A 20470-nucleotide genomic window follows, 5' to 3' on the forward strand; every position below is an offset into this window, starting at 1 on the left:
TGTCATTCCGGGGCCGCCCCGCCGTGGAGGACTTCGTGGGCGATGCGGGAGAGGTCGTCCGTGGTGGGCATCAGTTCCCGTACGCCCGGGGGAAGGTCTGTGTACGTGCTGACCGCGAGCGGCTGGCTCTGCGACTGGAGGGCGAATTCGACGGTCGTCGCGTCCTGGCTCTCCGCGATGAGGATGCCGAGTGTCCGGTCGTCCCGCTCCGGGTCGCGCAGGAGGCGGTCCACCGCGGTGACGTAGAAGCTGAGCTGCCCGAGGTGCGAAGGGTGGGCCTTGGTGGTCTTCAGCTCGACCACCACGAAGCGGTGCAGCCTGAAGTGGTAGAAGAGCAGGTCGATACGGAACTCCGTATCGCCCACGGTGAGGGGGTACTGGCGGCCGACGAAGGCGAACCCGAAGCCGAGCTCGGTGAGGAACTGGATGATCTTGTCCGTCAGCGCGTCCTCGAGCTCGCGCTCGGCGGCGGTGTCCGACAGCTGGGTGAACTCCAGGCGGTACGGATCCTTGAAGATCTGCGTCGCGGCCTCGGACTGCTCCGGGATGGTGACGTCGAAGTTGTTGGCTGCCGCGCCCTGGGCCAGATGGAGCTCGCTGCGGATGTGCGTGGTGAGGCGGTCGCGGGACCAGCCGTGGTACACGGCGTGCTGCGCGTAGAAGTCCAGCTCGAAGCGTGTTCTGCACTTGTCCATGAGGAGCTGGAGGTGGCCCCAGGGCAATTGCGCAGCAGCCTGCTGCGCAAACTGTTCGCTCCACGTTCGAGCCATCTGCTGCATGTACTGCAGATTGCGCGCACTGAACCCCCGCTGGTTCGGGAACTCGGTTCGCAGCTCCGTGGCGATGCGGTCGACGACCTTCGTCCCCCACTTCTCGCCGCCCTGCCTCTCCAGGATCGTCCGCCCGATCTGCCAGTACATGAGGAGCATCTCGGTGTTCACCTTGAGCTGTGCGCGCACATGCGCGCCCCGCACGATCGACTTGAGGTCGTCGAGCATGTCGTGGAAGCCAGGGGGAAGTTCGCCCCGGTGCTGGGCCGGCACCACTGCCTCGCCCGTGAGTTCGTTGTTCACGAGTGCAGGATTTCGGTACGTATGACTGCGGTGACGTTTCTGCTCTTAAATGTACGTCCTACGGGTGATCAGCCCGTTTCCGAGTACGAAGCAACCAGTTCGTAACCCCGGACACCTGTCGCGCTACGCGCGTTGACTCTAGGCTGCCGCACGCAGGATCCAGACACTCACAAGGGGACCGATGTCAGCGACTCCGCAGAAGAACCGTGTGCCCCGGCGAGTGCTCGCCGCCACCGCCGGGCTCGTCACCGTCGGCGCGCTCGTCGCCGCGATGCCGGCCGGCGCGCACGACAAGGGCCACGGCCACCGCCCGTCGTCCCGCACGGTAGACGTGCAGTTGCTCTCCTTCAACGACCTGCACGGCAACCTGGAGCCGCCGGCCGGTTCCGCGGGGACGGTCAGTGAGAAGCAGGCCGACGGCACGGTGAAGTCGGTCCCGGCCGGGGGCGTCGAGTACCTCGCGAGCTCGCTGCGCACCGCGCGCAAGGGCAACCCGTACTCCGTCACGGCGGCCGGCGGCGACATGGTGGGCGCGAGCCCACTGCTGTCGGGGCTGTTCCACGACGAGCCCACCATCGAGGCGCTCAACGGGCTCGACCTCGACGTGACGGCCGTGGGCAACCACGAGTTCGACGAGGGGGCCACGGAGCTGGCCCGTCTGCAGAACGGCGGCTGCCACCCGGTCGAGGGCTGCTACGAGAAGGGCAAGAAGTTCGAAGGCGCGGACTTCCCGTACCTCGCGGCCAACGTGACGAGCGAGAAGACCGGCAAGCCGGTCCTCAAGCCGTACACGGTCTGGAAGAAGAACGGCGTCAAGATCGGCTTCATCGGGGTGACCCTGGAGGGCACGCCGAACATCGTCACGGCCAACGGCGTCAAGGGGCTGAAGTTCCACGACGAGATCGAGACGGTCAACAAGTACGCCAAGGAGCTGGACCGCCAGGGCGTCAAGTCCATCGTCGCGCTGATCCACGAGGGCGGGGCCCCGGCTTCCTCCTCGTACAACTACGACTGCGACAGCCCGGGCGCCGGTGACGGCATCTCCGGGCCGATCGTGGACATCGCCAAGGGCATCACGCCGAAGGTCGACGCGCTGGTCACGGGCCACACCCACCAGGCGTACGTCTGCACGGTCCCGGACCCCTCCGGCAAGCCGCGCATGGTCACCTCGGCGTCGTCGTTCGGCAAGCTCTACACGGACACGACCCTCACCTACGACCGCCGCACCAAGGACATCGTGCGCACGTCGGTGGAGTCGGCCAACCACATCGTCAGCCGTGACCAGGCCAAGGCCACCGACATGACGGCGCTGATCGCCCGCTGGAACACGCTCGCCGCCCCCATCGCGGGCCGGCCGCAGGGCTTCATCTCCGCCGACATCAACGGCCGCGGTTCCACGGCCCCCGAGAAGCCGCTCGGCAACCTCATCGCCGACGCCCAGCTCGAGGGCCTGGCCCCCGCGGACAAGGGCGGCGCCGTCGTCGCGTTCATGAACCCGGGCGGTATCCGCTCCGACCTGGTGTACAAGGCGTCCGGCAGTGAGGGCGACGGGGTGGTGACCTACGGCGAGGCGTTCACGGTCCAGCCGTTCACCAACATGATGAACGTCGTCGACCTGACCGGCGCGCAGCTGGTCGCCGCTCTCCAGCAGCAGGTCAGCGGCTCGAACGAGGCGTCGCCGAAGATCCTCCAGGTCTCGAAGGGCCTCACTTACACGCTGGACATGACGAAGTCGGGCGCCGACCGCGTGGTCGCCTCCTCGATCCTGCTCAACGGTGAGGCGATCGACCCGGCGAAGTCGTACCGCGTCGCGATGAACGAGTTCCTCGCGGGTGGCGGCGACGGCTTCGCGGCCCTCGGCCAGGGCACGAACAAGCTGGTCGGCGCTTCCGACCTGGACCTGTTCAACGCCTACCTGGCGGCCCACTCCACGGCTTCCGCGCCGCTGGCCCCGCCGGCCACGGACCGGATCACGATCGTGCAGTAACGCCGTCACACGGGAGCGTCCGGCTGCTCCCGTCCGGCCCGGAGACCGATGGTCCGACACGCCACGTGGCGGACCATCGGCCTGTTCAGGCCGGCCCGGGGACGAAGATGTCGTGGCCCCCCACTCGGCGCCACAGGATGTGCGTCACCCCTGGGCGGACTTCGTCTCCGTACTGCCAGGTGGCACGACCGTCCGGTGCCCAAGTCATCTCCATGACAGGGCGTGCGCCCTGCGGCAACGAGATGCCCTGAACCGGCCTGACCCGGAGTCCGGGTCGGAACTGCCCCAATTCCACATCCGGAACGAACCTCTTCCGGATGACGTCCTCGGAGCGCTTCCGCTCCTCGGGCTTCAAAGTCTTGAAGTCGCCCTTGAAGTGGGCAGTCGTCTCAAAAGTGGGCAATCGGGCCTCCCGGTGTCAGGGGTCAGTCTTCGTCGAGGTGCGCGAACATGCTGTCCGTGTCCTCGTGCACGGCGGTGCGACCGGCAGCGATGTCCTCGCTGGTTCTGCGCTCGCCCTCCTGCCACTCCGGAGTCCAGAACCAGGCCTGGTCGGAGCGGATCTTGGTGAGTCCGTGCACCGTCACTTCACCGGCGCCGGTGATCTCGAACTCGATTTCGTCGCCCTGGTTCACCCCGAGGGCTGCCCGAATGGCCTTGGGTAGTGTGATCTGCCCGTTCGTTCGCAGTATGGCTGTGGCTCCAGTCACGCAATGACCTCCTGCCTCTGTCGCCAACCTTGCCAAAGTGGCACGAAATACGAGTATTGCAAGTTTGAGAAATTCGCAATCTTGCATTCTGCTGCTTGGCGCCAAGGTTTTCGTCTGTGCGTGTGGTGGGGGTGGGGCGGTCGGACGGTGGTCGGCGGGTTCCGGCCACGCGGGCGTCGATGGCGAGACGACCCTGTTCCGTCATTGAGGTGTGCCCGACATAATTCGAGCCCCCACGGCCCCCGGAGGCACACCCCCATGAGTCCGTACACCGCCACCCGCCGGAGCTTCCTCACCGGCTCGCTCGCAGTCACCGCCGGGGTACTCCTCGGCGGGACGCCCGCCGTCGCGGCATCCGACCGCGCCCTGGGCACGCAGGACTGGATGGGCGGCATAGCCGACTCCACCCCGCTGCGACGCCTCACGATCCCGGGGACGCACAATGCCGGTGCGCGCTTCGGCGGCCCCTGGACGGCGTGCCAGAACACGACGGTGGCCCAGCAACTGGACAGCGGCATACGTTTCCTCGACGTCCGGTGCCGGATCAGCGGTGACGCGTACGCGATCCACCACGGGGCCTACTACCAGAACCTGAATTTCGACGACGTGCTGGGTGCCTGCCGGGACTTTCTGGCCAGGCACCCTTCGGAGACCGTGCTGATGCGCGTCAAGCAGGAGTACTCGGAGGAGAGCGACGCCGCGTTCCGGCGGATCTTCGACATCTACCTCGACGGCAAGGGCTGGCGTCCGCTCCTGCGCCTCGACTCCACCCTCCCGGACCTCGGCGGTGCCCGCGGCAAGGTCGTCGTCCTCGCCGACAACGGCGGCCTGCCCGGGGTCCGGTACGCCGACCCGGCGGTCTTCGACATCCAGGACGACTACATGGCCGAGCCCTTCGGCAAGTACCCGAAGATCGAGGCGCAGTTCCGCAAGGCGGCGCAGCAGCCCGGAAAGTTCTTCATGAACTACGTGAGCACCGCGGCCCTGCTCCCCCCGCGCTCGAACTCGGACCGGCTCAACCCGCAGGTGCACTCGTTCCTCGACGGATCGGAGGCATCGGGCTGGACCGGCCTCGGGATCGTCCCGCTCGACTTCCCCGCCACCCGAGCCGGGCTGGTGGAGTCGCTGATCCGGCACAACCCGGCCGGCTGAGGAGTCACCACGCCGAGGGCGCGGCCCTTTTGACTGCGTAGGCGCACAGCCGGGCTCCGTAGAGGTCCAGTGCGTCGTCGGGGTCCTCGTCGTAGTGGGCCGCCACCTCGCGCCACCGGTCCCAGGCGTAGAGCCGGGCGTGGCGGCGGTCCTCGTCCGTGCGCGGCGGGTCGTCGACCTGGCGGCTGCGCAGCCACTGCTGCCACTCCTGGTGGGCGGCAGGGTCGGCCGCGAGGTCCTCGCCCGCCCGGCGGGCAGCCTCGGCCCGCTGGTCCCGGGTGAGGGCCGCGGTGATGTACGCGGCCGGCCGGGCGGGGCGCCAGTCGACCGCCAGGCCGACGAGTTCTGCGGCGACGTCATGCGGCTCCAGGCCCCGGTCGATCAACGGGCGGAGGGCGAACGCCAGGCGGCGGAGCCCTTCTCGCTGGGTCCAGCCGACGAGCGGCCGGACCTGCCGGGCGACCTCGATGTCGTGGGCCACCTGCCATGGGCTGCGACGCGACGCACCGCAGCCGTTCCTGGCCTTCCGGGGAGTTGTCGCTCTCGCGCGCGCCGCGCGGGTGCGCGAGGTGTAGTTCAACCACCTATCCGGATCAGCAACGGATGAGTCGGGGTACGGCCCAGGAGAATGGGGTGCACGCCCTGCCTGACCGTGTGCGCCCGGCCGCTCGTCGTCCACAGGGCGCTGCTTCCTGTGGACGGTTTTCTGCACGAGTGCCCGTCCCTCGTCCGTCACCCCGACCACGCGGGCGCCGTACCCGGTACCGTCGAGCCGGTGCCCCTTCGTACGGTCGTACGCTGCCGGAATCGTCGCCGCGTAGATGGTGGCGGTGGCCGTGTACGGGCGGCCCGGGAGCTGAAGGTTCCTCTTCGTACCGTGTCTCCGCCACGCCAGCGCACCCAGCTCCCGCAGCACCCGGACATGCCGCTTCACCGTCGCCGTCGACGTTCCGCACCGGGCGGCCGTGCCTTCGAGGTCGTACAGCACGAAGCCCAGCCGGTAGTCCATCCGCGCCGCGAGGTCCCGGGCCACGGTCAGCGTCGTCTCCCCCGCGCGCGCGTGCAGGCCCGAGCCGATCAGCCATGTCACGGCAGACAGCCATGGACGCGGACGGGCGTGCCGGGCAGGGGTCGAGTCCACCTCCTGGAGGGCGCGGGGAACGGGGTCCCATACCGGATCAGGGCATGGCGAAGGAGCGCAGCGCGAAGCCGCGCCGGTGGTACGACGCATCAGGGTCCGTGGGGGTAGGGCAGGCCGACGGCCGGGCCTGCCGGTGGATCTCGCGGGTGGTCAGGCCTGAATCGCCGTGTGGGGGCGCGCAGAAGGCTGTGGGGTGGCCTCCGCATCCACGGCGAGCGTGAACCACACCGCCTTGTGGCTGGGAGAGCAGCACCCGCAGACGTCCGACCCCCAGGCCAGGGCGAGTTCCTCCAGGAGGAAGAGTCCCCGCCCGCACTCCTGCGCGTGACCCGCGCGGATCGACCCGTCGGACGGGGCGCCTGCCGAAGGCGCGGTCCAGGGCGTGTCGTCGGCGACGGACACGGTCACCTGCTCCCGGCTGATCGTCACATGCACACGGATCAGTGAAGTGCGGGTATGACGATGGGCGTTGGCCACGACCTCGGTCACGCAGAGGCGGGCGTCGTCGACGATGCCGCTGTGCGGGGTGCCGGTGAGCAGTGAGGCGACGAAGTGCCGGGCGATCCCGGCGGAACGCGCGGTGTTGGGCAGGGAGAGCCGGTAGCTCTCGCCGTCCTGACAGTGCGGCGATGCGGAGGGTGCGGTGGCGTTGACGCTGGTCATGTCGTTCTCCCCACGTGGTGCGATCCGAACGCGCACGCGGCTCGTTGACCGGGGTGACGGTCGTGCGGGCATGCCTGTCCCAAAGGGCTTTGGGGCGGCTGCACTTCGGCTTCATCGCTGCGGCGCTGTGATGGGGCAACCGTAGCGAGAGCACCTCAAGTGTGAGGTGCTAATGGGTAACGTGATGGGTAAAGTGAACCCCGTCGGGTGACGGGTCACACTGGGGCCCGATAAAAGGGAGTCCGATGGCATCGAGGAAGGCGCCCACTGCGCGCCAGCGCCGGTTGGGCACGGAGCTGCGCAGGCTTCGGGAGCGCACCGGTTTGTCGCTCACTGCGGCGGCAGCGGTACTGGGGACGGACCGCACCACTGTCAGCAACAGTGAAGCGGGGCGATTCGGCGTGAGTGCGCAACGAGTGCGCACGTGGGCCGGTCACTATGAGTGCCCGGACACCGCATACGTCGACGCCCTGGCCGACATGGCTGAGGAGCGCACGAACGGGTGGTGGGAGGACTACCGGGCTGACCTGTCCAGCAGCGCGCTCGATCTGGCGGAACTGGAGCACCATGCCGTAGGCATTCGGTCGGTCCAGATCATGTATATGCCGGGGCTGTTGCAGAACGAGTATTACGCGCGTGCCGTGTTCGCGGAAGTTGTGCCGCCCCTGAGCCCGGAGCGCCTCCGGCGTCAGCTTTCGCACAGGCTGCGCCGCCGCGACGTACTGGACGGAGAGGGTGCGCCCGCCTGCACGTTCCTCATCCATGAGGCCGTGTTGCGGATGACGTACGGCGGCTCAGGCGTGGCGCGCGGTCAACTCGGGCATCTGCTCACGGAGTCGGGGCGGGACAACGTCACGGTCCGGGTCATCCCCTTCTCGGCGGGCGGCTTCCCGGAGATCGGCAGTTCGACACAATACGTCTACGGGCCCGTCCCGCAGCTCGACACCGTGCAGACGGACACTGCGACCGGACCGGCGTTCATCGACGCAGAAACGCGCCTCGTGAACTACCGAGCCGTGCTGGACAGGATCGAGAGCCGGGCTCTAGACCCCGAGAGCTCGCAGGATTTCATCCGCGGAATCGCAGAGAGCATGAAGGAGTGACAAGCATGGACATCCAGTGGCGCAAGTCCTCGAAGTCCTCAGGAGCGGAGGGCAACAACTGCCTCGAACTCGCCGAACACGAAGGCGAGATACTGCTGCGTGAGAGCGACAACCCGGACGTGGTCGTCCGCACCACCCGGGCCAAGCTCCGTGCCTTCCTCGGGGGTGCGAAGGAGGGTGAGTTCGACGACTTGGCCTAGCCGCTCATGGAGTTGGGCCCAGCAGATGCTCTGTACATGGGGTGGCTCGCCGGGGCCGGCCAGGAGGGTTACCGAGTAGTCCTGCTGGGGTCACACCTGCTGTGTTCGGTGGTCACTGCCTTCCGGCGAAGCCGGGACCGGCCTGTCCTCGGTGGGGCTGGCGCGGCGCGCGTTCAGGCTGGTTGTGACGATACTTCGGCGGTGTGCTTGCTCAGTAGGCCCGCGAGGAGCATGACGAGCAGCCCGGCCCCGACACCGCACAGGGTCCACAGCACGCGGTACCCCTCGGCCGTGTAGTCGGAGGGCTGGGGCAGGTCGACCAGGATCAGCGCGCCCGCGGCGACGGCAGCACAGTAGAGCGCGTAGTTCCAGAAGCGAATCCCCGCCCCGTGCATGAACAGGACGAGCGCGACCACTTCCAGTGCACGCTCGATCGCGAACAGCCTCAGTCCATCTTCGCTGGTCGGGATCAGCAACAGCAAGGCGGCCGTGACGGCGCCGATGAGCGCGCCTGCGAGGCGCTGCACGGCGATCAGGGTGCTCTGTTCCAGGCTTGGTTTCATCGCGACCATGGCCGCGATGGGCATCCAGTAGCCGTGAGGGAGGTTCAGGCCGAACGCCAGTGCCACGGTGCCGGCGATGACCAGCGCGCGCAGGAGCGCGAACATGACCAGGGGCCGGGTGAGTGGCTTTCGTGCGGTGTCGCCGGGGAGTTCCGCGAACGGCTGGGGTCGCTCGCCGCGTCCGCGGATAAGCCACGCGATGGACGTCGCAGCCATCCACAGCGCCGCTCCACCGGCCCAGGCGAGGACCTGGGCCCAGGTGTAGCTGGTGATGCGGGCGTGGTGGTGGAAACTGGACGCGAGCCCGAGGGCGATGATGAACCAGAGGTTCAGCAGCATGCCGGTCACGAACCTGCGCACACCGAACGCGGCCCCCAGCCCGGCCACCATTGTGACTGCGAAGGCCGCGAGGACCAGCCAGCCCCAGGCATCCCCGCCGATACCGAAGCCCAGCGCGGTGATCCCGGCACCGACCAGGGCGAAGACCGCGATGTGCCGGGCGCGGTTCGCGAAGCTGCCTCCCGGGTCGTCCAGCCAGGCGAAGAGCAGTCCGAACAGCGCGCTGAGCAGGTACAGCTCGTGCCCGATCGCCCAGAAGACCACCAGCGGCACCAAGGCGATGTCCAGGAACAGTACGGCCCGTGGCAAGAGCCTCGTGACCTGCATGGTCTGTTGGACAGGCTGGACGCAGGCGGGGCCCCGCAGTTCGCGGCCGAGTTCCGTCGTCGGTTCTGAGTCCGGCCCGGCTCACACCTCCGGCGGCGGCGTCGGCGCCCCGGGCAGCCGGATCGACGCCACCGTGCCGCCGCCCTCCGCCGGGGTCAGCGCGATCTCGCCGCCCGCCTGCTGGACCGTGCGGGCGACGATGGACAGGCCGAGGCCCGAGCCGGGCAGCTGGCGGGCGGACGGGGAGCGCCAGAAGCGGTCGAAGACGTGCGGGAGGTCCTCGGCGGGGATGCCGGGTCCGTGGTCCCGCACGGTCAGCTCGCCGCGGTGCAGGGCGACCTCGATCGTCCCGCCCGCAGGGCTGAACTTCACCGCGTTGTCCAGGACGTTGACGACCGCCCGCTCCAGCGCGGCGGGTTCGGCGCGTACGTACCAGGGGGCCAGCTCGGCGGTGATGGTCAGCTCCGGGCCGCGCAGCCGGGCGCGCTGCAGGGCGGCGCGGGTGATGTCGTGCAACGCGACCACCTGGAGGGGCCCGGGCTGGGCGGCGTCGGGGCGGGAGAGCTCCTGGAGGTCGCCGATGAGCGCGGCCAGCTCCGTCATCTGGGCCTTGACCGAGGACATCAGCGCCTTGCGGTCCTCGGGCGGGATGGCACGGCCCGTGTCGTCGCTCCGGGCGAGCAGCTCGATGTTCGTACGGAGCGAGGTGAGCGGGGTACGCAGCTCGTGACCCGCGTCGGCGATGAGCTGCGACTGGCGGTCGCGGGACGTGGCCAGGGACTCCGTCATGGCGTTGAACGAGCGGGACAGGCGGGCGATCTCGTCCTCGCCCTCGACCGGGATGCGGACGGTGAGGTCCTCGGTCTCGGCCACGTGTGCGACGGCGTGCGCGAGGTCGTCCACCGGGCGCAGGCCGGTGCGGGCGATCCACAGGCCGGCCGCGCCGGCGCCGACGACGCCCACCCCGGAGACCAGGAGGAGGACCAGCGCGAGTTCCTTGAGCGGATCGGTGACCTGGTCCATCGGCATCGCCACGGAGACGGCGACTCCGGCCTGCCCCCCGGGCGTCGGGGTCGAGGTGTAGACGCGCATCTCGGTGCCGTCCTCGGCCTCGGTGGTGTGGACAGCACTCTGGCGCAGTCCGGCCGCGACGGCGCGGTCCTCGGTCTGCACGGGGATGGCGGTCTTGTCCGGCTGGGTGCAGGGGTCCGTGCCGGTCGCCGAGACCAACTGGATCGTGTACGGGGTCGGCAGCAGGCGAAGGTCGTCCGGCAGTTGTCCGGAGCAGCCCAACTGGAGCAGCCGGATCGTGTCTCCGTTGGGCTTGACCTGGCTGAGTGTCGTGTCGAGTTGCTCGGTGAGCCGGTCCTTGGTGGTCAGCCAGCACGCCGCGGCCACCGCCGCCACCGCCACCGCGACGGCCATGGCGACCAGCAGGGCGAGCCGCGAGCGGAGCGGGAGGGCGCGGAGCCGGCGGGGGAGGCCGGTCACCCGTCACCGCCGCCGGAGCGCAGGGCGTAACCGACGCCCCGCACGGTGTGCACGAGGCGCGGCTCGCCGCCCGCCTCCGTCTTGCGGCGCAGGTACATCACGTAGACGTCCAGGGAGTTGGAGCTGGGTTCGAAGTCGAAGCCCCAGACGGCCTTGAGGATCTGCTCCCGGGTCAGCACCTGCCGGGGATGGGCCAGGAACATCTCGAGCAGGGTGAATTCGGTGCGGGTGAGCTCCACCCGGCGCGTCCCACGGGTGACCTCGCGGGTGTTCAGGTCCATGCGGAGGTCCGCGAAGGACAGCACGTCGTCGTCGGGAAGGGGCCCGCCCGCCGCGACCGCGTAGGAGCTGCGGCGCAGCAGGGCGCGGATGCGGGCGAAGAGCTCGTCCAGCTCGAAGGGCTTGACGAGGTAGTCGTCGGCACCGGCGTCGAGGCCGGTGACCCGGTCGCCGACGGTGTCTCGGGCGGTGAGCATCAGGATGGGCGTGGTGGACCCGGTGGACCGGATGCGACGGGCGGCAGTGAGGCCGTCCATGCGGGGCATCTGGATGTCCAGGACGATCAGGTCGGGGGCGTACGACTCGGCCTTGGCGAGGGCGTCGTAGCCGTCCACGGCCACCTCCGTCCCGTAACCCTCGAACGCGAGACTGCGCTGCAGGGCCTCGCGCACGGCGGGCTCGTCGTCGACGATCAGAACGCGCTGCGGATCGTCTTCGGCGGGGCTCATCGCTTCGTCCTCTTCCTTCGGCGTGACGGGTCCTGTCTGCTGCGCTCTCAGCCTCGCACGGCCGCCGCACGGCGTCGCGCGGCGCGTCGGCCACGGCCGGTGGCACTGCGGATCTCGGGCGGACGGGCGGAAGTGGGGGCGGACGCGGCCGAGGCGGCCAGTTCGGTGGCCAGCGCGAGCGGCAGGGCCAGATCGGACGGGCCGGCGGCCACGGGGGTGGTGTCGGGGTTCATGGAGACCTCCTCGTCAGGAGCCGTCGCCGGCGCGCAGGGCGTCCAGGTCGGCCTTGAGGGTGTTGACCGGGATGGCGAAGCCGAGGCCCACGCTGCCCGCCGCCGAGCTTCCCGAGGTGCTGGACGAACTGGGCGAGTACATCGCGGAGTTGATGCCGATGATCTCGCCGTTCATGTTGATCAGGGCGCCGCCGGAGTTGCCGGGGTTGAGCGAGGCGTCGGTCTGCAGGGCCTTGTACGTCGTCTTGGACGAACCGGTGTCACCGTTGAACTGCTGGCCGCCGAACTCGAACGGCCAGTCCTGACCGCCCTGTTGCTGTTGCTGGCCCTGGCCCTCGTCCTTGGCGACCGTGACGTCGCGGTCGAGCGCGGACACGATGCCGCTGGTGACCGTGCCGGTCAGGCCCTCGGGCGAGCCGATCGCGACGACCTGGTCGCCCACCTTCACCGAGGAGGAGTCGCCGAGCGAGGCCGTCTTCAGTCCGCTCGCACCCTGGAGCTTGATGAGCGCCAGGTCCTTGTCGGCGTCCGTGCCGACGACATCGGCGGTGTACGTCTTGCCGGTGCTGAGGGCCACCTCGATCTTGGAGGCGCCGGAGATGACGTGGTTGTTGGTGACGATCTCGCCGCCCCCCGTGATGACCACGCCGGAACCGGTGGCCTCGCCGGACGAGGAGGTGGCGCTGATCTCGACTATGGCCGGCGACACGGCCGCCGCCACACCGGAGACGGTACCGGCACTGCTCTGCGAGACGGTGGTCCCGTTGACGACACCGCCGGAGCCTGTGCTGCCGGAGCCACCGCCGGCGAGCTCGCCGATGAGGGTGGCGGTGCCACCGCCGACCGCCGCCGCGGCGATCGCCACGGCAGCCAGCAGGGCGAGCGGGCGCTTGACCCGACGCTCGGACTTCGGGGCGTCCGGGGCGGGCCGGGGCGCCGGTGCGGGCCAGGCGTGGGCGGCGGCGGGCACCTCGGCGGTCGGCCGCTCGGGCGCGTAGGCCGGGGGCGGCGGGTAGGCCGCCTCGCCACCGGCGTACGGGTCGCCGCTGTGCGAGCCCGTGCCGTACGGGTCGCCGCCGTACGAACCGTTGTCGTACGAGCCTGTGCCGTACGAACCGTTGTCGTGCGAGGGAGGCATCGGGTACTCGCCGCTCGGGCGGTGGCTGTCGGTCATGTCTACGAGAGTGGCCAGCGAACATGAGAGCAGCCTGAGTACGTCCTGAGAAGCCCGGCAGAACCGTGTATGCCCTATATAAGAAAGCGTTCCGCTACCGTTCGGTGACCGTCGGTTCGCCGCAGCCGCACGAGCGGCGCACCACCAGTGCGGAGGGGAACTGCTTCAGCCGCTCGCGCCGTGACCCCGAGACCCGCAGGGAGTCGTCGAGGACCAGGTCCACGGCCGCACGGGCCATCGCGGGGCGGTCGGAGAAGACCGTCGTCAGCGGCGGATCGGTCAGCCCCGCCTCCTTCACGTCGTCGAAGCCCGCGACCGCGAGTTCACCCGGTACGTCGATCCGCAGCTCGCGCGCGGCCCGCAGCACACCGATGGCCTGGTCGTCCGTCGAGCAGAAGATCGCCGGGGGCCTGTCGGGCCCGGAGAGCAGCTTCAGGGCCACCTGGTAGGCGTCGTAGCGGTTGTACGGGGCGTGGAAGAGGCGGCCCTCCGTCGGCCGCCCCGCCTCCTGCATCGCCCGGCGCCAGCCCTCGATGTGGTCGGCGACCGGGTCGCCGACGACCGGGGTCGACTCCGTCCCGCCGAGGCACGCCACGTAGGCGTTGCCGTGTTCCAGCAGGTGGCGGGTGGCGAGCTGGGCGCCGCCGACGTCGTCGGTGACGACCGCGACGTCGTCGATCGCCTCGGGGCGTTCGTGGAGCAGGACGACGCGGGCGTCCCATGCCTCTATCTCGGCCGCCGCCCGTTCGCTGGGGCCCTGGCTGACCAGGATCAGCCCGGAGACCCGCATTCCGAGGAAGGCCCGCAGGTAGTGGACCTCGCGCTCGTCGCGGTAGTCCGAATTGCCGACGAGCACCATTTTCCCGCGCTCGGCAGCCGCCTGTTCCACCGCGTGCGCCATCTCGGCGAAGAACGGCTGCCGGGCGTCCGGCACGATCATCCCTATGAGATCGGTGCGCCGCGAGGCCATCGCCTGTGCGACCCGGTCGGGCCGGTAGCCCAACTCCGCGATCGCGGCGAGCACCCGCTCGCGCGTGGCCGGGGCGACCGGCCTGGGTCCGTTGTTGATGACGTAGCTGACGACCGCTGTCGAGGTCCCCGCCAGTCTCGCCACATCGTCCCGCGTCACCTTGGCCACGCGCGGCAGTCTACGCGGATCGACCTACCGCTTGGCAGGCCGGACCGGGGCTTCTTCGGCTGTGTCCGTCTCGGCGGACTGCTCCGAACGGGTGACCGGCTCGCCCACGGGCTCCGACGCCGCCCTGGCCTTGGCCTCCTCGGCTGAGCGGTCCACCTTCTCGGGTGTGACGAAGCGGTAGCCGACGTTGCGTACGGTGCCGATGAGCGACTCGTGCTCGGGGCCGAGCTTGGCCCGCAGCCGCCGCACGTGGACGTCGACGGTGCGGGTGCCGCCGAAGTAGTCGTACCCCCAGACCTCCTGGAGCAGTTGGGCGCGGGTGAAGACCCGGCCCGGGTGCTGCGCGAGGTACTTGAGGAGCTCGAACTCCTTGAAGGTCAGGTCGAGGACCCGGCCCTTGAGCTTGGCGCTGTACGTCGCCTCGTCGACCGAGAGGTCGCCGTTGCGGATCTCCATGGGGGAGTCGTCGGCCGTGATCTGCTGGCGGCCGGTGGCCAGCCGCAGCCTGGCCTCGACCTCGGCGGGACCCGCGGTGTCCAGCAGCACGTCGTCGATGCCCCAGTCGGCGGTGACGGCCGCGAGGCCGCCCTCCGTCACGACGAGGATCAGCGGACAGCCCGGCCCGGTGGACCGCAGGAGCTGACACAGCGAGCGCACCTGCGGGAGGTCGCGGCGGCCGTCGATGAGAATGACGTCGGCACCCGGGGTGTCGACGAGCGCGGGTCCCTCGGCGGGGGCGACCCGCACGCTGTGCAGCAGAAGGCCGAGGGCGGGGAGCACCTCCGTCGACGGTTGAAGGGCATTCGTCAGAAGCAGCAGTGAACTCATCGCCGCCCACCTGCCTGGGTCGTCGGTCGATCGTGCACGTTCAGCTCGCCCATTACGTCGGTCCTCCTCGTTCCCTGCGAGAGGGGCACTCCCGGGTCGGACCCGGGGGAGTATGCGGCACTGCTTCGTACTCCCGTACGGCCATCACCTGCGACGGCCGTCATACGGTTTTCACTGTGCGGTCCCGCGCCCCGGGGACCGCTGAGCTTGCCGAAACGCTGCCGTAACAACGCTCGGAAAGCACAAAAGGATCCGGGGGCTGCTTTGCCCGGATCCTCTTCGCAGCAGAATAGCCCACATGAGTTCGTTGTCCGAGGGCCGATTCCCGAGTTCTTCTGTTCCCTCGATCACGCGGGCGCCCCGGCGCGCCAGGTTGCTGACCGGTGACGGGGTCCTTATCGAGGCGGTGTACACCCCGTGTACGGCGGGTTCCGGGGCCCCCGGGGGCGCCGTCCCCGCCGGGACCGCCGTGGTCCTCGCGCACGGCTTCACCGGCTCCGTCGACCGGCCGGCGCTGCGGCGGGCGGCTGAGGTGTTCGCCCAGCGTGCGGCCGTGATCACGTTTTCCTTCCGTGGTCACGGAAGGTCCGGCGGACGGTCCACGGTGGGCGACCGCGAGGTGCTGGACCTGGCGGCCGCGGTCACCTGGGCGCGGTCGCTGGGACACCGGCGCGTCGTTACGGTCGGCTTCTCGATGGGCGGTTCCGTGGTGCTCCGGCACGCCGCTCTGTATACGGCGCCGGAAACCGGCGGATCCGGGATCGAGGACGAGAACGCGGGCTTGGTGGCGGGGGCCGAACGGGTGCAGCGGCGCACTGAGGCGCACAGGGCGCATGAGGGGCGCGCGGAGGCGCATTCAGGCGCGTATAACGACGCGCATACGGACGCGGTCGTCGCCGTGAGTGCACCGGCCCGCTGGTACTACCGCGGCACCGCCCCGATGCGCCGCCTGCACTGGGTCGTCACCCGGCCCACGGGCCGGCTCGTGGGCCGCTACGGCTTCCGTACGCGGATCCACCGCGAGGACTGGGACCCCGTGCCGCTCTCGCCGGTGGAGGCCGTCCCGCTGATCACCGCACCGCTGTTGATCGTGCACGGCGACCGGGACCCGTATTTCCCCGTCGACCACCCCCGGATGCTCGCGGAGGCTTCGCGGGACGGAGCGGAACTCTGGCTGGAACACGGCATGGGGCACGCCGAGAACGCCGCTGACGGGAAACTGCTGGCCCGTATCGCCGACTGGACGGAGTCGGCGTGATCCATGATGGACAGTCGACGCACGACGAAAGGGGTGCCGCCATGGCAGCGGGGACGATCCGCTACTGGGCCGCGGCCAAGGCCGCCGCAGGGACCGCGGAGGAGCCGTACACGGCGCGGACACTCGCCGAGGCGCTCGACGGGGTGCGCGAACGGCACCCCGGTGAGCTGACGCGCGTACTGCTCCGATGCTCGTTCCTGATCGACGGGAATCCTGTGGGGACCCGTGGTCATGAGACCGTACGGCTTGCCGAGGGCGGCACGGTCGAGGTGCTCCCGCCGTTCGCAGGAGGGTGAACCGCAGACCATGAGCAACAGCGATCAGCAGTATCCGTACGACCCGGGACACGCGCAGCATCAGGGACAGCAGTCCTACGACCCGTCCCACGGGCAGCAGGAACACCGCCCCGCGCACGACGCTCGGCCCGCGCAGGACGCCGCGTACGACGGCCGGCCTCCGCAGCAGCCGGTGCACGGGCAGCAGTCCTACGACCCGGCGCACGGGCAGCAGGGGCGGTCCGGCTACGACCAGGCCGCGCAGGCCGCCGCGTACGGGCAGCCCGCTCAGCCCGCGTACGGGCAGCAGCAGCCGTACGGGCAGCAGCAGGGCCAGCAGCGGCCGTACGCCCAGCAGCAGTCGTACGGGCAGCAGCAGGGCCAGCAGCGGCCGTACGCCCAGCAGCAGTCGTACGGGCAGCAGCAGGACCAGCAGCAGCCGTACGCCCAGCAGCAGCCCGCCGTGTACCCGGAGCAGGGAGTTCCCCGGGCCCCGGCGGACCAGGGTGTGACCCAGACGTGGCAGGGCCAGACCTGGGACACCCAGTACCAGCCGACGGTCCAGCCGCAGCACCGCGCCGCGCCCGTCGCCCCTGCCGCGCCCGCAGCGCAGAGCTCCCAGGGCGCCTATCCGCTGCCACCCGAGGCCCCGGTGGCCCCGGCGGCACCGCCTGCCCCGGCGACCCCGGACGCCCGGGCGGCAGCCTCCGCCCACGCCGACTACAGCGCGCCCAGCACCCTGGGCAACAGCCGGATCACCGACGCCCAGCGGGCCCGCGCCGAGGGACGTTCGCCGATCATCGCGCCGGGGATGCAGCCCGCCGCGATCACCGCGGGCCTCGGCCTGCTCCTCGCGCTCGGCGCCGCGATCGGGGCCTACGCGCTGCTCGTCCCCCTGGTACTGCTCCAGGCCGTGACGGCCGCGGGATGGTTCCGGCTCAACGGCATGTGGCCGGCCAGGCAGGGCATCATGCTCGCGTTCGCCGGCGGTGTCGTGGCCGACGCCGCTCTGCTCGCGGCGGGCCGGAGCAACGCCCCGGCGGCCATCCTCGGCACGCTCGGTGTCTGGGTGCTGCTCACCCTCGTCCTCCAGCTGCGCAGCCGCGCCGGAGCCGACGAGCGGATGTACGGCCTGACGGCGACCGTCGCGTCGGCCGCGCTCGCCGTGCTGGCCGCCGGGCACCTGGCGGCCGTGCCGGACGCGGTGACGGTGGGCGGCGTCGCGGTCGCGGCGGCCGTGCTCGTCAGGGCCCTGCCGTTGCCCGGACCGGCTTCGGTCGTCGTGGCGCTGCTCGCCTCGGCGGGGGCGGGCCTGGCCGCCGGGGTGTTCACGGACTTCGGCGCGCAGTCCGCGTTGCTCGGGTTCGCGGCCGGCGGCTGCGCGCTGATCGGGCTGCGGGTCGCGAGCTACGACTACCCGTCCCGCTTCGTGCACATGACGGCAGGAGTCGCACTGCCGCTCACCGCCGCGGCTCCCGCCGTGTATCTGATCGGCCGTGCGATCGCCTGACGACTCCGACGCTCCCCCAACTCCCGCCCCGCAGCAGCCGGGGAACCGGCCGGGCCTTCCACTCGTCGATCACTGCGGGCACACCGCGCGGCGGCAGTAGCCTCACGTGCAACAGGGTCCGGCCGGTCCGAGTAGGGGGAACAACACACATGCGAGCACTGCGCGTACTGCTGATCATCGCCGTGGTGCTGGGCGGCGTCTTCGTCGCCGTGGACCGCGCCGCCGTGTACTTCGCGGAGTCGGAGGCCGAAGGGCGGGTCGCCTTCGGAGGCGCCGAGGCCGGTTCGACCGAGGTCTCCATCAAGGGCTTCCCCTTCCTGACCCAGGTGGCCGACTCGAAGTTCGACCGGGTGGACGTCACGGTGAAGGACATCCGCGCCAGTGCTGCCGGGCGTGAGATACGGATCAGCGAGATCCAGGCCCAGCTGCGTCAGGTCACGCTGGGCGCCGGCTACACCAGCGCGACGGCCTCCCGGGCCACGGGGACGGCCGTCCTCTCGTACGCGGCCCTCACCGAGGCGGCCGACGAAGGTGTCACGGTCGCCTACGGCGGCGACGGCAAGGTCAAGGTCACCGGCTCGGTCCGGATCCCGCTGGTGGAGCAGACGGTCACGCGCAGCGTGCTCTCCACGGTCACCCTGGTCGACGGCGACACCGTCCGGGTGCGCGCCGACGAGGTCCCCGGCGAGGGCATCCCCGGCCTGGAAGGGCTGGTCCGGAAGAAGACCGACTTCGAGCGCGGGATCGGCGGACTGCCCGACGGCCTGAAGCTGGAGAAGATCGAGGTGACACCCGGCGGCCTGGAGATATCGATGTCGGGTGCCGACATCCGGCTCGCGGGATGAAGACCTGACCTGACCTGACCTGACCTGACCTGACCCGGCCGCGGACCGCACCCGGCCGGGCGGGGGCTTCGCGCGGGGGCGGGCCGGACGGCGGATCCAGATGTTGAGACGCCTGGCCCGGCCCGCGGGAGACCGGTGTGCGCCGACCGCCGGATTCCGAGTCACCGAGGCGGTCGATCGCGTCAGCATCTCGCATGACGGACGATCGTGTCTCATCATATGACACGACGGTGACATCTCCGCCCGTACCTCCCTACGATCGGAGGCATGAAGCGACAGGCGGACCTCACGAAGCGGCGGGCAGTAGACCTGTGCCGCGTCGCCGCCATGCTCTGTCGCACCTTCTGAGCGGGACACCCTCCCGTTTCCCCCCGGCCCTTCGACGCTGTCAGGGCCGCACCCGTGCCTTCCGTACGCGTTCCGCCCGAAGCGCCTGCGCGTACACCTCGCACTCCGCTCCATCGCACCACCCCGCCGCAGACTGCCCCGGAGGAGAATCACATGAGCCGCGCAGACGTTCTGGTCGACGCCGACTGGGTCGAGGCCCACATCGACGACCCGCAGGTCGCCATCGTCGAGGTCGACGAGGACACCTCGGCGTACGAGAAGAACCACATCAAGAACGCGATCCGGATCGACTGGACCACGGACCTCCAGGACCCGGTCCGCCGTGACTTCGTCGACCAGGCCGGCTTCGAGAAGCTCCTGTCCGAGAAGGGAATCGGCAACGACACGCTGGTCGTCCTCTACGGCGGCAACAACAACTGGTTCGCCTCGTACGCGTACTGGTACTTCAAGCTCTACGGCCACGAGAACGTCAAGCTGCTCGACGGCGGCCGCAAGAAGTGGGAGCTCGACTCCCGCGACCTGACCGACGCGGTCCCGACGCGCACGGCCACGCAGTACAAGGCCAAGGCCCAGGACGAGTCGATCCGGGCCTACCGTGACGACGTCGTGGCCGCCATCGGCAGCCAGAACCTCGTCGACGTGCGGTCGCCCGACGAGTTCAGCGGCAAGCTGCTCGCCCCGGCGCACCTCCCGCAGGAGCAGTCGCAGCGCCCCGGCCACGTGCCGAGCGCCCGCAACATCCCGTGGTCGAAGAACGCCAACGACGACGGCACGTTCAAGTCGGACGAGGCGCTCAAGGCCCTGTACGAGGACGAGCAGGTGGACCTCTCCAAGGACACCATCGCGTACTGCCGCATCGGTGAGCGCTCCGCGCTCACCTGGTTCGTGCTGCACGAGCTCCTCGGCCAGGAGAACGTCAAGAACTACGACGGTTCGTGGACCGAGTACGGCTCCCTCGTGGGTGTGCCGATCGAGCTCGGCGCCAACAAGTAGTCCCCGCAGTCATTCGTACCGCAGGACCCCGACCAGAAGGACAGAACACCATGTGTGGAGCACAGGCCGGTGGCCCCGACGCTTCGACGATCAAGCCGGGCGAGACGACCATCCAGGGCAGCGTGACCCGCGACGGTGAGCCCGTCACCGGCTACGTCCGTCTGCTGGACTCGACCGGTGAGTTCACCGCCGAGGTCCCGACCTCGGCGACCGGACAGTTCCGCTTCTACGCGGCCGAGGGCACCTGGACGCTCCGCGCCCTGGTCCCGGGCGGCACCGCCGACCGTACGGTCGTGGCGCAGACCGGTGGCCTCGCCGAGGTCGCCATCGCCGTGTAGTTCACGCGCACCGACGGCCGGAGGGCCGCACCCCAGGGGGTTGGACGCCACCT

General features: G+C 70.1%; 22 protein-coding genes. 11 read left to right on the plus strand and 11 right to left on the minus strand.

The features are described from left to right. Window positions 1-2 precede the first annotated feature (2 nt). Window positions 3-1073: a PDDEXK nuclease domain-containing protein gene (locus JOC24_RS00220; protein WP_205018027.1), complete on the minus strand. Its 1071-nt coding sequence runs from the start codon at window positions 1071-1073 to the stop codon at window positions 3-5. A 181-nt stretch (window positions 1074-1254) separates the two neighbouring features. Between JOC24_RS00220 and JOC24_RS00225 the strand changes: the two genes are divergently transcribed. Continuing rightward, window positions 1255-3060: a bifunctional metallophosphatase/5'-nucleotidase gene (locus JOC24_RS00225; RefSeq protein WP_205018028.1), complete on the plus strand. Its 1806-nt coding sequence runs from the start codon at window positions 1255-1257 to the stop codon at window positions 3058-3060. A 425-nt stretch (window positions 3061-3485) separates the two neighbouring features. On the opposite strand, the gene JOC24_RS00230 is transcribed toward JOC24_RS00225, so the two are convergent. Next, window positions 3486-3770 carry an AbrB/MazE/SpoVT family DNA-binding domain-containing protein gene (locus JOC24_RS00230; RefSeq protein ID WP_307792606.1) on the minus strand — a complete coding sequence of 95 codons (285 nt, stop codon included), beginning with the start codon at window positions 3768-3770 and terminating at the stop codon, window positions 3486-3488. Between the two features lie 258 nt (window positions 3771-4028). Here JOC24_RS00230 and JOC24_RS00235 point away from each other — a divergent pair, with 258 nt between their 5' ends. Then, entirely contained in the window at window positions 4029-4922 is an 894-nt protein-coding gene (locus JOC24_RS00235) for a phosphatidylinositol-specific phospholipase C (RefSeq protein WP_205018030.1), read from the plus strand. A gap of 4 nt (window positions 4923-4926) precedes the next feature. Here JOC24_RS00235 and JOC24_RS00240 read toward each other — a convergent pair whose 3' ends face one another. Then, window positions 4927-6012 (minus strand): cell wall protein, encoded by a 1086-nt coding sequence (locus JOC24_RS00240; protein WP_205018031.1) that lies wholly within the window; start codon window positions 6010-6012, stop codon window positions 4927-4929. A gap of 201 nt (window positions 6013-6213) precedes the next feature. Next, entirely contained in the window at window positions 6214-6726 is a 513-nt protein-coding gene (locus tag JOC24_RS00245) for an ATP-binding protein (protein ID WP_205018032.1), read from the minus strand. Between the two features lie 245 nt (window positions 6727-6971). On the opposite strand from JOC24_RS00245, the gene JOC24_RS00250 reads away from it, so the two are divergent. Together JOC24_RS00250 and JOC24_RS00255 are read left to right on the plus strand one after the other, a co-directional pair. Continuing rightward, window positions 6972-7829 (plus strand): helix-turn-helix domain-containing protein, encoded by an 858-nt coding sequence (locus JOC24_RS00250; RefSeq protein WP_205018033.1) that lies wholly within the window; start codon window positions 6972-6974, stop codon window positions 7827-7829. Window positions 7830-7834: 5 nt separating this feature from the next. After that, window positions 7835-8029 carry a DUF397 domain-containing protein gene (locus JOC24_RS00255; protein WP_205018034.1) on the plus strand — a complete coding sequence of 65 codons (195 nt, stop codon included), beginning with the start codon at window positions 7835-7837 and terminating at the stop codon, window positions 8027-8029. A 173-nt stretch (window positions 8030-8202) separates the two neighbouring features. On the opposite strand, the gene JOC24_RS00260 is transcribed toward JOC24_RS00255, so the two are convergent. From JOC24_RS00260 to JOC24_RS00290, 7 genes are all read right to left on the minus strand, one after another. Then, window positions 8203-9258, minus strand: coding sequence for an FUSC family protein (locus JOC24_RS00260; protein WP_205018035.1), 1056 nt, complete (start codon window positions 9256-9258; stop codon window positions 8203-8205). An 81-nt stretch (window positions 9259-9339) separates the two neighbouring features. After that, a complete protein-coding gene (locus tag JOC24_RS00265; protein WP_205018036.1) occupies window positions 9340-10749 on the minus strand; it encodes a sensor histidine kinase in 1410 nt (469 codons plus the stop codon). Continuing rightward, window positions 10746-11477 carry a response regulator transcription factor gene (locus JOC24_RS00270; protein ID WP_033297079.1) on the minus strand — a complete coding sequence of 244 codons (732 nt, stop codon included), beginning with the start codon at window positions 11475-11477 and terminating at the stop codon, window positions 10746-10748. Before JOC24_RS00270 ends, JOC24_RS00265 begins: the two co-directional genes overlap by 4 nt. Window positions 11478-11524: 47 nt before the next feature. Beyond that, window positions 11525-11710 carry a hypothetical protein gene (locus JOC24_RS00275; protein ID WP_205018037.1) on the minus strand — a complete coding sequence of 62 codons (186 nt, stop codon included), beginning with the start codon at window positions 11708-11710 and terminating at the stop codon, window positions 11525-11527. 13 nt (window positions 11711-11723) lie between these two features. Continuing rightward, a complete protein-coding gene (locus JOC24_RS00280) occupies window positions 11724-12884 on the minus strand; it encodes a S1C family serine protease (RefSeq protein WP_205018038.1) in 1161 nt (386 codons plus the stop codon). Window positions 12885-12978: 94 nt separating this feature from the next. Further along, window positions 12979-14022 (minus strand): LacI family DNA-binding transcriptional regulator, encoded by a 1044-nt coding sequence (locus JOC24_RS00285; protein ID WP_205018039.1) that lies wholly within the window; start codon window positions 14020-14022, stop codon window positions 12979-12981. A gap of 24 nt (window positions 14023-14046) precedes the next feature. Beyond that, entirely contained in the window at window positions 14047-14850 is an 804-nt protein-coding gene (locus tag JOC24_RS00290; RefSeq protein WP_205018040.1) for a response regulator transcription factor, read from the minus strand. Between the two features lie 298 nt (window positions 14851-15148). On the opposite strand from JOC24_RS00290, the gene JOC24_RS00295 reads away from it, so the two are divergent. The 7 genes from JOC24_RS00295 (at window position 15149) to JOC24_RS00320 (ending at window position 20417) form a co-directional block, all read left to right on the plus strand. After that, window positions 15149-16108: an alpha/beta hydrolase gene (locus JOC24_RS00295; RefSeq protein ID WP_205018041.1), complete on the plus strand. Its 960-nt coding sequence runs from the start codon at window positions 15149-15151 to the stop codon at window positions 16106-16108. 41 nt (window positions 16109-16149) lie between these two features. Then, window positions 16150-16404 carry a MoaD/ThiS family protein gene (locus JOC24_RS00300; protein ID WP_205018042.1) on the plus strand — a complete coding sequence of 85 codons (255 nt, stop codon included), beginning with the start codon at window positions 16150-16152 and terminating at the stop codon, window positions 16402-16404. A 10-nt stretch (window positions 16405-16414) separates the two neighbouring features. Then, window positions 16415-17893 carry a hypothetical protein gene (locus JOC24_RS00305; protein WP_205018043.1) on the plus strand — a complete coding sequence of 493 codons (1479 nt, stop codon included), beginning with the start codon at window positions 16415-16417 and terminating at the stop codon, window positions 17891-17893. 149 nt (window positions 17894-18042) lie between these two features. Beyond that, the gene (locus JOC24_RS00310) at window positions 18043-18738 is read left to right on the plus strand and encodes an LmeA family phospholipid-binding protein (protein WP_205018044.1); all 696 of its coding nucleotides are present in this window, start codon (window positions 18043-18045) and stop codon (window positions 18736-18738) included. Window positions 18739-19005: 267 nt separating this feature from the next. Continuing rightward, entirely contained in the window at window positions 19006-19086 is an 81-nt protein-coding gene (locus JOC24_RS34135) for a putative leader peptide (RefSeq protein ID WP_350310325.1), read from the plus strand. A gap of 153 nt (window positions 19087-19239) precedes the next feature. After that, a complete protein-coding gene (locus JOC24_RS00315) occupies window positions 19240-20079 on the plus strand; it encodes a sulfurtransferase (protein ID WP_205018045.1) in 840 nt (279 codons plus the stop codon). Window positions 20080-20129: 50 nt separating this feature from the next. Further along, window positions 20130-20417, plus strand: a complete 288-nt coding sequence (locus JOC24_RS00320; RefSeq protein ID WP_014154938.1) for a DUF1416 domain-containing protein — start codon at window positions 20130-20132, stop codon at window positions 20415-20417. Window positions 20418-20470 lie beyond the last annotated feature (53 nt).

The organism is Streptomyces sp. HB132 (genome assembly GCF_016909575.1).
Lineage (GTDB): Bacteria > Actinomycetota > Actinomycetes > Streptomycetales > Streptomycetaceae > Streptomyces.